At 51.2% G+C, this 13,961-nt stretch carries 13 protein-coding genes and 1 pseudogene; all 14 read right to left on the reverse strand.

Annotated features, from left to right (window positions below):
• Nucleotides 1–101: 101 nt before the first annotated feature.
• Entirely contained in the window at nucleotides 102–1,457 is a 1,356-nt protein-coding gene (locus LQ229_RS18880) for a dipeptidase (protein ID WP_230192562.1), read from the reverse strand.
• Nucleotides 1,458–2,682: 1,225 nt separating this feature from the next.
• Nucleotides 2,683–3,030 (reverse strand): annotated as a pseudogene (locus tag LQ229_RS18885) (response regulator); the annotation flags it as partial.
• A gap of 38 nt (nucleotides 3,031–3,068) precedes the next feature.
• The gene (locus LQ229_RS18890) at nucleotides 3,069–3,755 is read right to left on the reverse strand and encodes a hypothetical protein (RefSeq protein WP_216540744.1); all 687 of its coding nucleotides are present in this window, start codon (nucleotides 3,753–3,755) and stop codon (nucleotides 3,069–3,071) included.
• Nucleotides 3,752–4,318, reverse strand: a complete 567-nt coding sequence (locus LQ229_RS18895) for a hypothetical protein (RefSeq protein WP_230192563.1) — start codon at nucleotides 4,316–4,318, stop codon at nucleotides 3,752–3,754. Before LQ229_RS18895 ends, LQ229_RS18890 begins: the two co-directional genes overlap by 4 nt.
• Nucleotides 4,319–5,335 (reverse strand): pilus assembly protein PilM, encoded by a 1,017-nt coding sequence (gene pilM / locus LQ229_RS18900; RefSeq protein WP_230192564.1) that lies wholly within the window; start codon nucleotides 5,333–5,335, stop codon nucleotides 4,319–4,321.
• 13 nt (nucleotides 5,336–5,348) lie between these two features.
• Nucleotides 5,349–6,107 carry an A24 family peptidase gene (locus LQ229_RS18905; RefSeq protein WP_230192565.1) on the reverse strand — a complete coding sequence of 253 codons (759 nt, stop codon included), beginning with the start codon at nucleotides 6,105–6,107 and terminating at the stop codon, nucleotides 5,349–5,351.
• A 47-nt stretch (nucleotides 6,108–6,154) separates the two neighbouring features.
• Nucleotides 6,155–6,676: a type II secretion system protein gene (locus LQ229_RS18910; protein ID WP_216540748.1), complete on the reverse strand. Its 522-nt coding sequence runs from the start codon at nucleotides 6,674–6,676 to the stop codon at nucleotides 6,155–6,157.
• Nucleotides 6,677–6,709: 33 nt separating this feature from the next.
• Complete coding sequence (locus LQ229_RS18915) at nucleotides 6,710–7,153, reverse strand: prepilin-type N-terminal cleavage/methylation domain-containing protein (RefSeq protein WP_216540749.1); 444 nt, start codon at nucleotides 7,151–7,153, stop codon at nucleotides 6,710–6,712.
• A gap of 69 nt (nucleotides 7,154–7,222) precedes the next feature.
• Nucleotides 7,223–8,431 (reverse strand): type II secretion system F family protein, encoded by a 1,209-nt coding sequence (locus LQ229_RS18920; RefSeq protein WP_216540750.1) that lies wholly within the window; start codon nucleotides 8,429–8,431, stop codon nucleotides 7,223–7,225.
• On the reverse strand, nucleotides 8,431–9,465 hold the full coding sequence (locus LQ229_RS18925; protein WP_216540751.1) for a type IV pilus twitching motility protein PilT: 1,035 nt from the start codon (nucleotides 9,463–9,465) through the stop codon (nucleotides 8,431–8,433). The genes LQ229_RS18920 and LQ229_RS18925 overlap by 1 nt, the downstream gene beginning before the upstream one ends.
• 15 nt (nucleotides 9,466–9,480) lie before the next feature.
• Entirely contained in the window at nucleotides 9,481–11,142 is a 1,662-nt protein-coding gene (locus LQ229_RS18930; protein WP_230192566.1) for a type II/IV secretion system protein, read from the reverse strand.
• 47 nt (nucleotides 11,143–11,189) lie between these two features.
• A complete protein-coding gene (locus LQ229_RS18935) occupies nucleotides 11,190–11,753 on the reverse strand; it encodes a prepilin-type N-terminal cleavage/methylation domain-containing protein (protein ID WP_230192567.1) in 564 nt (187 codons plus the stop codon).
• Between the two features lie 54 nt (nucleotides 11,754–11,807).
• On the reverse strand, nucleotides 11,808–12,284 hold the full coding sequence (locus LQ229_RS18940; protein WP_230192568.1) for a carbohydrate-binding protein: 477 nt from the start codon (nucleotides 12,282–12,284) through the stop codon (nucleotides 11,808–11,810).
• 20 nt (nucleotides 12,285–12,304) lie between these two features.
• Nucleotides 12,305–13,408, reverse strand: coding sequence for a hypothetical protein (locus LQ229_RS18945; protein WP_230192569.1), 1,104 nt, complete (start codon nucleotides 13,406–13,408; stop codon nucleotides 12,305–12,307).
• Between the last annotated feature and the right edge of the window lie 553 nt (nucleotides 13,409–13,961).

Raw genomic sequence — 13,961 nt, forward strand, 5'->3', positions numbered from 1 at the left:
GGCAGCCTATGAAAAAAGACACCTGTTTAGGTGTCTTTGCGGAGTATGGAATGGGATTCCCGGGCCGCAGACGGATCCGCCTACCCCCTCTAACGCAACGATCAGATTCGCTTCAAAAATTCAACGATCGTCAACAGCCCTTTATCGAAGTTTTCCAAATGGAAATGTTCGTTCGGCGCGTGCAAGTTTTCCGTCGGCAAGCCGAAGCCCATCAGCACAACCGGTGCGGACAATTCCCGGGCAAACGCTTCGACGATCGGGATCGAGCCCCCGTCTTTGGTGAACACGGGACGAACTCCGTACACTTGCTCGTAAGCGTCCGCCGCCGTTTGCAGCAGCGGGGTCTGCGGATCGATCGTGAACGGATTGCCTTTCTCCCGCTGCACGACCGTTACCTTCGCCCCGGCCGGGGTATAACTCCGAATGTGACGTTCGATTTTGTCCAGAATGTCCTGCGGGTCCTGCTGCCCTACGAGGCGGCACGTAATCTTCGCATGGGCTTCGCAAGGAATGACCGTCTTGGTCCCCTCGCCTTGAAATCCGCCGTACATGCCGTTCATTTCCAGCGTCGGTCGGACGCCGACCCGCTCCACAAACGAATAGCCTTCTTCGCCGTACAGCGCATCCAGCCCGAGTCTCTGCTTCAACTGCTCCTCGTCGAAGCCTTTCTTCGCCAACTCTTCCCTCATTTCAGCCGTCAGTTCCGGCACGCCGTCATAGAAGCCGTCGACGGCTATGCGGCCTTGATCGTCATGGAACGACGCCAGCAAGGAGACCAGCGCGTGAAGCGCATTGGGCACGCCGCCGCCGTACGTCCCCGAATGAAGATCCGTGTTGGCCGTATGTACCGATACATCCAGCGAGCAAAGCCCGCGCAATCCTGTGCATATGGCCGGCTTGCCCGGTCCCAGCAGCTCCGTGTCGGAGATAAGCACCGCATCGGTCGCCAATTTGTCCTTGTTCTTCTCCAAGAAAGGATATAAGTTGGCGCTCGTAATTTCTTCTTCGCCTTCGATGCATACTTTGACGTTGACCGGAAGCGTGCCTTCCTGCTTCAGAATGGCTTCCAGCGCCTTAATGTGCAGGAACAGCTGCCCTTTGTCGTCCGTAGCCCCTCTCGCATAAAGCTTGTTATCGCGAATCGTCGGCTCGAACGGCGGGGTTTCCCACAGATGGAGCGGATCGACCGGCTGCACGTCATAATGGCCGTATACTAAGACAGTCGGCTTGCCGGGCGCGTGCATATAATCCGCATACACGATCGGATGGCCCGCGGTTTGGTGAATTTCCACGTTTTCCAGCCCCGCCCGCCGCAGCGCGTCGACCAGCCAATTCGCCGCCCTGTTCATATCCTCCTTATGCTCGGACAAGGCCGAAACGCTCGGAATGGAGATCCATTCCTTCAGTTCGTTCAAATGCTCGACTCTGTGCTGTTCGAAATAAGCTTGATAGTCCATATTGATCCTCCCGACGTAAACTATGTATTAATTCCGATGAACCGATCCACGATCCCGGCCCTGTACCCTGTGCCCTGACAACCCTGCCCCATTACCCAACTTTTCCCATCGCCATTATTATTCCCTTCGGCAATCGAAGTATCCTCAACTATAGTTGTATTTTACACCAGTCGTTTCATTAAAGAAACCTTCGTTCCGTCCCGACCCCTCTTAAGCGCGGCATCCTCTCTTCAATAAAAAACACCGCTCGGAGCGGTGCAGGAGGATGTCGTTCGGCAGCGAACAACATCAGCTATAGGTTCGGATCGATGGATACGCCCTTCTCTTCCAGACATGCGATGAGATAGGAGAAGCTATCCAAGGACAGCAGGATGCGCTGCCTTTGTTCGTCCGCGGCGATTACGTCGATCTGGATCGTTTTGTCATGTTCGTTATAAACAACAAAATGGCTAACCTCTTGATCGTCCAAAACTTCAGTCCAATTGAACATGATGCTGCTTACAAAGTTTTTCATGTTTTTTCTTCTGGGCTCCGCCTTGGGCAGAGCTCCCCCATTGGGAACTGCGACATCGACCGGATGCTCCGCTGGAGGAACTTCCGGTAACTTTCCGGTTTCTTCGATGTTGTCATGCCGATTCATCATGGCCGCCTCCGCCTCCTTCCTCCCCTCGTCTAATCCTTCGATCTCAGCGATTGCCGCGACTTCCGCTGCGCTTGCGATTTCCTGTTCAAGCGCCGCTTCCGCGTAAAATTCGCTAGAAAGCGCTACAGGCGCTTCCGGCTCGGCCCGCATCACGGTTTGCGGCACCGGCTGTGGCGCGTTCTGCAATACGGATTGCAATTCCGCCTGCGGTACCGGTTGCGACATTGCAGCCAGTTCTACTGCGGATATCGCATAAGGCACGATCGCTTCCGGGACGTTGTGCGGAGCGGTTGCCGCGACTGCTTGCGCTTCCGGCACTGCCATCGACGCTGCCTCCGGCTCCGTCTCAGCTTCGCTCGCGGCTTCGGCGTCGGCATAAGCTTTGAGAATGATCCCAAAGTGATCGGGCTCTTCTTCTTTCGCAGCGTTCACGATCGACCGTTCCTCTTGTTGAAACGGCTTAGGCTCGGCGAAACGGAAAGGGGCGTAGGAGCGGTCTTCCACGGAATATTCTCTTAACATTCCGTTTTCGCTCACGGGAGCGTCTTCCGGCTTCGCCCGCTCGACTAACGGAAGCACGTTCTTGATCAGCTCATTGATGCGGTCCGAGTCGAAAGGCTTCGTGACGTAATTATTCGCCCCGGCTTTTAACGCCTTGGAAATTAAATCTCTCTGACTCATGGCCGAGCAAATGAGCACGATCGCCTTCGGATCGATGGTCCGAATCTCCTGCAGCGCCTCGATGCCGTCCATCTCGGGCATGGAAATATCCATCATGACAATATCGGGCCGCAGTTCTTTAAACTTCTCAACGCCGATCAAACCGTTCTCCGCTTCGCCGACCACCTCATGACCCGATTTCGTTAATATATCCGTTAACATAATGCGCAAAAATCTTGTATCGTCAACGATAAGAATTCGTAGCGTCATCGCCTTTTCACCTTCGCTTTCACGTTCTAGTCGCAGCATTATTCGCTCGTTTCTTCGATTTGCTTCTTATCTATTTTGATAGGATTCGTCTTGGCCGCAGGACCGGGAAAAACAGCCTTTGGAAGCCGATCCTCGATCCCGTCAAGCTGAGGCGCGTAAAAAACGGAAACCGTTAGTTGATAAACGTCTGCAGCACTGTCAAACGATAAAGAATCCACGTTCACGATGCGTTCCAAACCTTCCAGGTCCATGATGAATTGCCGCATCCGTTCATATGACGGCGATTGTACCGCCATCCCCAGCGACACTTTGTACAATGGGAGCGAATCCGTCTTGCTTTCTTCGGCCGCGGCCGCATCTGCCGTGCCAATGGTTTTGTTCCAATCATCGAACGAAATCTCCGAATAGCTTACGCCGATACTGTCGATCGTATTGCCTGACGATTGTTCCACCGATCTCACATTTACGATCAGTTGGTCGACAAAAGATTCAAGCGGCACTTGACGCTGCATTTGCAAGCTTTCCTCTGTGCTTAACTTTATTTGTTCGTTGATTTGACTGCCGATCGCCTCCAGCATTTTCATGTCCGCTTCGATCTTCGCCGTTAGCTTGTCCACTTCTTCCTTCACCGGACTGACCGCTTTCCAGTATGTAAAGAGCAGGGCGGCAACGATAAGAACGGACAACGCCGTCAGGATCAAAATTCTGACTTGCCTCGCGCTCATCCCGTTCCATCCCCTTTCATCCGCAGAAAACGGTCTCTTTTCAACTGAATATTGAAATCTGCCCGGTAAAGCGCCGCATTGCCGTCCTCTTCCCTGGCAATCGAATGGATCGTCACGCTCTGAACCCAATCCTCGTACGTTAATTGATGGAGATACTGGGCCGTATCGTCCAAACCGTTAAATTGCGCGGAAAGCAAAATCGCGCCCGTATCCTGATAAGCGAACGTACTGAAAAACCCGCTTGCCGGCAACGCAGCTGTTAGCTCGTCGAGGATGCTTGCCGTTTGAACGGGCCATTGCTTAACGGCGTTAATCATCGACACATACCGCTCGATATCCGATTTGGCGGCAGCTTCCTGAAGCTTCTGCGTTTCGATTTCAATCTGTTCCGCAATTTTGGCGCTTTCGGCTTGTTTCGCATCCCTCTGTTTCGCAAGAGACAGATATTGATAATAGAGCAGTCCTCCGCCAATCAAGCCGATGGCGAGCACGATTGTCAGCACGATCGCGAACCAAATGCTTCTCTGATCCTTCTGCGGGAGCAGGTTGATTTCGCTAAGCATTTACGCTCCCCCCTTTAACGACAGGCCCAATGCCAAATAATATTTCGGGGAAAATAATTCTTGCGGCTGCGTCTCGGACCAATGGCCGGAAAAGGTAAACGGAACTTTCCCGAAATGCTGCTGCAGATGTTCGGCGATATTGTCAAGGTACGGGTAATCCCCGGTTAAGACGATCGTTTCGATCTCGTCGTCTCCCTGATCGATCGAAGCATAATAAAAGTTGATGAATCGCTGAATTTCTTCCATGATGACTTTGACTTCATATTGCAAATGCGTCAGGTCGCCGTTCCAAACCGTCGTCAAGGCGCCCGTTCGATCGACGGAGGTCTCCCAACTGTCGGCGGATAAGTTCATTTTGAATTGGCGGACAAGCAGCAATTTATGTTTATGGAAAATGCTTGCCGTGACGGTATGCAGATCGAATTGGACGGACAGCGTCGGCGCTTCCACGGGAAGCTCGAATCCCGGCTCCTTGCCCGCTTGATAGAACAACCGGTATACGGCCAAGGGAGATATGTCGGCGGCGACGGGCTTCAGAGCGGCGCTCTCCAACAGCTGCGCGTACTGCGCAACGATATGTTCGGGCGCGGCAAACAGCAAAATTTCTTTCTTCTCTTCGTTCATTTCGAGAAAGTCAAAATCGAAGATCGGATCTTCGAACGGCAAATGAATTCTGGAACCTAACTCAAGGTATAGGTAGCCCTTGATTTCTTCGTCCGCCACATGCGGCGGAATATCGAATTTGCGGACAATCACGAACGGATCGGGAATGACGAACTGAACTTCCCTGTTCGAAATGTTCCATCTGCGCACGCAATCTTTTAATATCAAGCGCAACCGGTCCGGTTCGGCGATTTTCCCTTCGCGAACGATATCCGGTGCCAGACGATATTCGCCGAAGGCCATCGGCCCGTATAAACTCGGTTTCTTCGCATCGACGTAACGAATGACGTGGTCTTTAATGACCAAATTCACCATCTTTTTCTTCTTATAGGATTGTTTCCGGCTTGCTTTCATATTTACTCCCCCACTATGTCATAAGGAACTGGAAATACCACGCTATCAGTTCTTCTCCCCATAGATAAGCGGTCATTGCGCCTAATGCGATGAAGGGGCCAAATGGCATCGGCCGTCCTCTCCGAACTTTGCCGAGCATCATTCCAACGGCGCCGACAAGCGTTCCATACAATGTGGAGAAGAAAAAAGTAAGCAAAATCCCTTTCCATCCCAAGACAAGGCCCAGGACGGCGAACAATTTCATATCTCCTCCACCCATGCCGCCTTTGCTGGCGACAGCGATTACAAACAGCAGCGCAAAACCTAGGCCCGCTCCAACGAACATATCCCACCATGGCTGCAAAGGAAAAACGATTCGCAAAACAAGAAAAAGAATTGCGAAAACAAGCAACACTTTATCGGGAATCAACATATAGCGTAAATCGGTAATACATATGACGACGAGCAAAGATATTAGCGTCCAGGCGACGAACAGTTCGTAAGACCAACCGATCAACGCAGGCGTGACGGCGAACAGGAGCGCGGTGCCGAGTTCGACGAGCGGGTAGATCGGCGATATGGCCTTTCCGCAGCCGCGGCATCTTCCCCGGAGCCACAGGTACGAAAACAAGGGAACCAGTTCCGCCGCGCTTAAGGTGCGCCGGCACTGCGTACAATGCGAACGCGGCCGGATTATTGACTCGCCTCTCGGCACCCGCAGCCCGACGACATTGTAAAAAGAGCCTAAGCAAAGGCCTGCGGCGAATATAAATATGCTAAATAGCGCTGTCATCGTTCATCCCCTTATAGGATTGCACTCCCCCGTCCGGGGGGGAGTGCTCAGTTCTGTACTTTCGCCCGCGTTATGCTGTGCTCCTCGACATAATCGCCGACATTGCTTCCGTTGTTGCCGGCCGCGTTGCGTACGCCTCTCTTGCCGTTATCGGTGAACGCGCCGAACTTGTGGCTGGGACCATCGGCCTCAACCCGAACGTACGTACCGGGAACGGACGGTCCTCCGCCCCCTCCGATTCGCAGTTCGAACGTCTCCGAGCCCGGCTCGTATTGGCCTCCGTCCGGATCCTTCGCTTCATCCAAGTATCCTTCGTCGATCAGCCACTGCAATGGAATGTATACCACATCCCCGCTGGCCGGCGGCCGCACTTCCCGATGGCCGATGACGGCAAGCTTCGCCGAATCGATCATCTGGATGGCATTCGCCGCATGGGCATCCTTCTTCGCATTGTCGATCAGCCCGCCAACGGCCGGGATGGCGATTGCCGCGATTATTCCCAGGATGACAACCACGGCCAGCAGTTCGATCAGGGTCAGCCCCTTTTGATTTCTAACGATACGCTTCATATACGGGCCCCAATTCCAATGAAATATGCAGTGTTATTTCACGGCTGAACGTTTTAATTCATCTTCTGGACCAGTGATCCCGCGAGTGCCATTTGTAAGTGTAACGGAATACGTAAAGGTTCTTGCATCAGTCCCAGCTGTAACAGTTACAGATGAACCATCAACATTGTATGTCCCGCCATCCGGGTCACGCACCGGTTCAAGATAGCCACCTTCTTCAAGTTCTTTTAAAGTTATTGTTTTGGTTCCATTTGCTTCCGGACGAAACTCATCATCACCAAGTACCGCCAATTTCGCCGAATTGATCATCTGCACCGCATTAGCCACATGTGCGTCCTTCTTGCTGTTGTCGATCAGGCCGCCGATGGCCGGAATCGCGATGGCCGCGATAATGCCGAGAATGACGACAACCGCGAGGAGCTCGATTAGCGTGAGTCCCCTTTCATTTTTCACTGCTTGTACCGCTTTTTGATACATGTGAATCCCTCCCTAAAATTTTACATAATTCGGTTTATTATAATGTTGCCATTATAACCGTAAGGACGATTACTTCACGTGGTTAAAAATATCGAACATCGGAACGATAATCGACAGGACGATGCCGCCGACCATCGCGGCAAGAAAAATGATCATGAGCGGTTCGATCAAGCCTTTCAACGCATCCGCCGTTGCCTCGACTTCCTTGTCGTAGAAATCCGATATTTTCTCCAGCATGAAATCGAGCGAGCCGGATTGTTCGCCGATCGCGATCATTTGCGTCACCAGCGGCGGGAAAATCCAATGCCGTCGCATCGGTTCCGACAGTGAATTCCCACCCTCGAGCGATGCTCTCGATTCCTTTAACACCCCGACCATCACTTCGTTCATGACGACTTTCTCCACGATCGTCAGCGCATCCAGAATCGGTACGGAGCTTTTAAACAAAGAGTTTAAAGTACGCGTCATGCGGGCGATCGCCGACTTTTGCACCAGTTTCCCGAATATGGGCAATTTCAATAAAGCGTAATCCAAATAGTATTTGCTCGAAGGATTTTGCAAAATTAGCGCGACGCCGATAACGACGCCTAGCAACAGCAACAGCAAGAGCCACCAAAAAGATTGCAGCCAATCGCTGATCGCCAAAACGAATTTCGTAATCGCCGGCAGTTCGGCGTTGAATTGGGCGAACATCGAGGCGAAGGTGGGCACGACGTTCGTCAACAAATAAATGACGACAGCGACCGCCACAATCGCGATAGCAATCGGATATATCAATGCCGATTTCACCTTCTGCATCGAATAATGCAGTTTCTCGAAATAGACGGCCAGACGCTCCAAGGTCTCGTCGAGATTTCCCGACGCTTCCCCCGCTTGAACGAGGTTGATGAACATCGGGGGGAAGATCTTCGCATGACTGGCCGCCGCTTCGGACAACGGCTTGCCCGAGCGCAGCTCCTCCTCCACGTTCAGCAGCGCTTTGCGCAGAGCTTTGCTTTGCGTTTGCTGCGCTAATATTTTCGTCGCTTCCGCTACCGAGACGCCGGCGGCAATTAACGTGGAGAACTGTCTAAGATAGATCACGAAATCCTGATTTTTGACAGGGCTTCCTATCGAAATTTCTTTATTAAACAAGCCTTCTTCCAGTTCGACGATCTCCGAAACGGCGATGCCTTTGCCGCGCAGTTCGACAACCGCGTCTTTTCTGGCGGCGCTTGCAATTTTGCCTTTGCGGGTTTTGCCGAGCCGGTCGCGTCCCACATATTTAAACTGCGCCATTACTTCAACTCCCTAAAGTACGGTTCGGCCGCTTCTCTCGATATCACTCTTTGGTTGATCAGTTCGTTCATCGACATGTCCAGCGTATGCATGCCGTACGCCTTCCCCGTTTGCATAAAATTGGTAATTTGATGGACTTTATGCTCGCGAATCAAATTCGCTACCGCATTCGTGTTGATCAGCAATTCGGTGGCTACGCGTCTCGCTTTATGGTCGATGGTGGGAAATAGCCGTTGAGACAGGATAGCCAACAGGACGGATGCGAGCTGAGCCCGTATTTGCGGCTGTTGATCGGATGGAAAGACGTCCAAAATCCGGTCGATCGTAGCGGGCGCGTTCGGAGTGTGCAATGTGCCTAAGACGAGATGCCCCGTCTCCGCCGCCGTCACCGCAATCGATATCGTCTCCAGATCGCGAAGCTCGCCGACGAGTATGACATCCGGATCTTGCCGCAAGGCCGCCCTCAGACCATTCGTAAAATTATGCGAATCGTTGCCGATTTCGCGTTGATTAATGACGGAATATTGATGTTTATGCAAATATTCGATCGGGTCCTCGAGCGTAATAATATGCTTGCGCATATGTTTGTTCATGTAATCGATCAGTGCGGCGAGCGTCGTCGATTTCCCGCTTCCGGTAGGCCCGGTTACCAGAATGAGCCCTTGCGCTTTCGCGGCAAGCTGGCGCAGCTCCGAGGGCACATGCAAATCTTCCAGCGCGGGAATGTTCGAAGGAATGAGCCGAAGCGCAATGCCGATATTGGAGCGCTGGTAATATACGTTGACGCGAAAACGGGTCAAGCCTCGCAGGCCAAAGGAGAAATCCAATTCCCTCCGTTCTTGCAGGATGTCCCACTGTTCCTTGGTCATGATGCTTTTGGCCATCATAACGGTATCATCCGACGTGAGGCTTTCCGATTCATGCTGCTTCAATTCCCCGTTGACTCTCACGATCGGCGGCACGCCCACCGTAAGATGCAAATCGGATGCTCCTAACTCAAACGCCATCCGGAGCAGCTTGTCCAATCGTTCCATTTCCCCACCCCACCTCTATTCGCTCATGGCTACCCGCAACACTTCTTCCGTCGTCGTATATCCTTCGATCACTTTAATCAAACCGTCGTCGATGAGAAAAATCGTTCCTTTGCTTACCGCGACCTCACGAATCTCTTCCATCGATCGATTGTTCATAATCATGCGCCTGATTTCATCGTCGACAACTAAAATTTCATGCAAGGCAATTCTTCCTTTGTAACCTGTCATATTGCATACGCCGCAACCTTTGCCCCGGAATACCGTCTCGATTTGCAGGTTTCGCTTCTCGCAAATTTCTATCTCCCGCTGTGAAGGAGGCCCGGCTGTCTTGCAATCTTGGCAAATTCGCCGGACAAGCCGTTGCGACACGACGCCCGTCAGCGATGCGGCCACGAGAAAAGGCTCAATCCCCATATCGATTAATCTGGTGACGGTGCTGATCGCATCGTTCGTATGAATCGTGCTTAGGACGAGATGGCCCGTTAACGAGGCGCGGACGGCGATTTCCGCCGTTTCCGTATCGCGAATTTCCCCCACCATCACGATGTTGGGATCCTGGCGCAGAATGGCCCGCAGCCCTTTGGCAAAGGTCATGCCGACGCTCGTATTGACTTGAACTTGATTCACGCCTTCCAGACGATACTCTACCGGATCCTCTACCGTAATGATATTGACATCGGGTGTATTTAAACGATTGAGTGCGGAGTAGAGGGTGGACGATTTCCCGGAACCGGTCGGCCCTGTAATGAGAACGATGCCTGTCGGCTTATCGATCATTTGAATAAATCGTTCATAGTTGATAGGGTGGAAGTTCATTCGCTGCAAATCGATCGCGGAGCTTCCCAGATCGAGAATCCGCATGACGACCTTCTCGCCGTATACTGTCGGAAGGGTGGATACCCGAAGGTCGATCACATTCGCGTCCAAATTCAATTTGATTCGCCCGTCCTGGGGAATGCGAAACTCCGTAATGTTCAGTTGGGCTAAAATTTTAATTCTCGCAACGACCATGCTCAGCATATGTCTCGGAAACTTTCTTTCCGTTCTCAGGATACCGTCGATTCGATAACGGACCAGCACTTCCTTTTCATGAGGATCGATATGAATGTCGCTTGCTTTTTGCTGATAACCTTGAATGATCAGTTGATTGACTAACTTCACAATGGGAGAATGCTCGTCGATGACCTCGTCCTCTTCCTTCTCTTGCCGCTTCAGTTCGGCTCCGAGCAAATCCTCCATATCGTCGGCCAAGCCGTAATATTTATGAATCGATTTTTGAATATCTTCCTTCGTTGCGATAGCTACTTCAATTTGAAAGCCGGTCGAGAGCCGTAAATCGTCGATCGCGTAGAAATCCATCGGGTCCGCCATTGCGACCAACAATTTATCCCCCTCTTTTTTCAAAGGAATAAGCTTGTTTCGCTCCGCCGTTTCTTTCGGCACGATATGCAGCAGCTTCGGATCGATCGGGTATTTGAACAGGCTCACATAGGGGATGCCCAACTGGAATTCAAGAACTTCCATCAGTCTTTGCTCGCTAATGAAACCTAGCTCGATCAGAGCTTCCCCCAGCTTTTGATTCGGCTTTTTCCCCGTCAAAGCGGCCTGCAGCTGCTCATGCGTAATGAGACCGGACTCAACGAATAATTCGCCGATTTTTTTGCGCGGTTTCTTCATCGTTTTTCACCTTGAATTTATAGTAGTCGCATCGTTTAATATGGATTTTATGGCAACTTTTTGTAGGCAATCGCTTGATACGGCGCCGTACCCGCAGCCACGATCGAACCGGAATGCAGTTCTATATTGAGCAACGAAATGTTCGTCTCCACTTCAAACGTATTCCGGTCGCTATCGGCTTTGATCGTATAGGTTAGCAATGTGTTTGCGGTAAGATCCTTGTTGAATTCCAATTGATAGATGGCCGGACGGCTTGCATGAGTATCTGCGAGGAGACCGGTGTCGTGAGTCGACGACGACTCGTTGTATCGGTGCTGGACGATGGCTGCCGCGCCGGAATCGACACAAATGTAGTTGTAATGGGCCTCTAGGCTAGAGGGGCAGGCAGCAAGCAATTCAACCTTTTCCGCATAGCGCAGTTCGTTGGTAAGGGCCATGGAAGCAAGCCGTACGTTGTCTTGCAGCTCGCTGCGCCGGTTCGCCGAATCGAACGCGCCGACCCCAAACGCGTAGGCGGATACGGCCAGACCGAGAACCAAAGATAGCAGAACCATTCCCGCCAACACTTCGATAAGTGTGATCCCCTTTTGATCCAGTTTCCGTTTTCGCATGGCTCATGCGTCCTCCCGTTACGCCGTTTCCGCAGTCCGTTGAACTGTGCACGGCTATACTTTTACCCACATCTTTGTATTTGTCGAATTCGATGGCGCATTGCCGGCGTTAGATATATGAGGTTGAATGCATTTATACGTTTCCTTGTTGTACCGCACTTGATCGTTTAGCGTATAATGAATGTCCGGCTCCCAAGGAGGAGGCGTTGGAATAAACAAGGTCATATAGCTTCCTTTCGTTCCGTCAATCAAGTTTTCTACCAACTCGCCGTGAATCGTAATAGCGCCATTGCCTGTGCCGACTTTCAAAATATGATCATTCCCCGCCGTCGCAGCTTCGATCGTTTGCCTCGTCGTATGCATCCGTTCGCTGCGCTCGCCGGAAGCCGTGATCGCTTGAAACCCGTTCGTGAAAAAACCGAGCAGCACGGTAACCAATATCATAAGCAGGACGATGGAAGCCAACACTTCAATCAATGTAAACCCTCGTTCCTTCCCCCGCCTTCGCTTGTCGATCCTCACCCTATTCACCGCACTTTCTTCCTTCGCGGCTATCCGCCGCTCCATTCGATTCTTTTGAACTTGCGGGTTTCGTTGATCAGGTTGGCGATAGTGGCGTCGTAGGTGACCGTACTAGCTCCGTTGAGTGAAAGATTATTGACAACCATAGCGCCAGTCAATATGAGCGCGCCGTTCGTAGACGTATACTCCGCTTCAGGAGCATATAAGAGCACGCCATCTAGGTTGAACGATCCTGCCAGTTCGATTGAATTCCTGACATGGAGTATCACTTTTTTCTTCTGTGAGTTTTTAATCGTAATAGCGCCTGCCACCTTGATATTGTGTGCATAGATATGAATAATCCCCGTTCCGCCGCCGCCGATAGTGATTGTTGGATCCTTATCCGACTTGAAATCGTTAAAAACGATATGCATATCTTTACTGTCAGTAACATGGATTGCAAAAGTTTCAGGGGATGGGGGCTGAGCTGTAAACGGATCCGGGGAAGTATTATACTCCCCATAATAGCCGGATTGGTTGATGACAGCGCCAATCGGTACTTCAGGCCAGTCCGTAGTATTAGGAAAATCGAGTTTGGGAGGAAATTCGCCTTTATATTGGGGTTTCAGTTCTCCTCCAACTATATTGCTAGTACCGGCACGAATTGATTCGCGAGCAACGACATCGGCACCGCAGCACACCATAAAACCTCCCGTGTTTTCGATGTAATCCTCGGCCATAATCGCATTTTCCATATTTGCCCTGGGTTCGTCCAATCCCAGTCGCAATGAAACTTGATTCGTTATATTGCCGACGGTCCCTTGCGAATGAATGACGATCGTATCATGAGGCCCTTTTTTGATTTCGGCGCTAAACGTTCCGTTGCCTAGCGTAACTTCTTGACCGAAGTTCCGGTTCAACTCGTCGATGGCCTTTTCCGTTAACGTCACCGGGTTATAGTTGTCGATCATATATGACGCGACCGCATCGGCTCCCGATTTTGCGATGTAAAAAGCTTGCTCCTTCTTCTCTTGAAACATCGTACGCGAGGCCTGACTCACGCTCACGCCAAGCAAAGCGGTACCGATGATAAATAGCGCCGTCGATAGAATAAACACCAGCGGGAGCGCAGCTCCGCGTTCATTCCGAATCATGCGAAAACCCCATTTCCAGCAATGATTTCAACAATTTGCCGTATGCGTAAACGATAATAGCAAAAAAATACAATTACTGAAATCATTTAGTAAATATTTACCCCATAATTCGAGGTTTTTCCCCCTGAAAAGAGCATTATCGGGATAAAACTTCGAAAAAAAGGGAGTTTGACGGAATGCCGTGATCTATTGAACTCCCCCCGCCCTTTTGTCGAAATCCCCCTCGTTCAGAAAAACGATTTTTCAATGAGGCAAATTTGTTTTGCAGCGATGTCGTTTCAATCGGGTTGGCAACAAACTCATGATTCGCCGCCCTTCTACGTCTCTGAGTAAAAGGGATATCGACAGAAGGCGGCATAATAAGCGGAATACCAGGACGCTTGACGACCCGCCGGGCGGGCTAACGAAACGTGTACACGCTAATAGCCCGTAAATCACCTTGTTGCTCGAGTAACGAAACTGAAAGACGCTAATGAGGGAAAAAAGGCGATAAAACCGCCGATTTCCAATGAATAGCGAAACGTACTTTCGTTAGATTGGGAACGCCTTCGTT

The sequence above is a fragment of the Paenibacillus sp. CECT 9249 genome, assembly GCF_918697855.1.
Classification (GTDB): Bacteria; Bacillota; Bacilli; order Paenibacillales; family Paenibacillaceae; genus MSJ-34.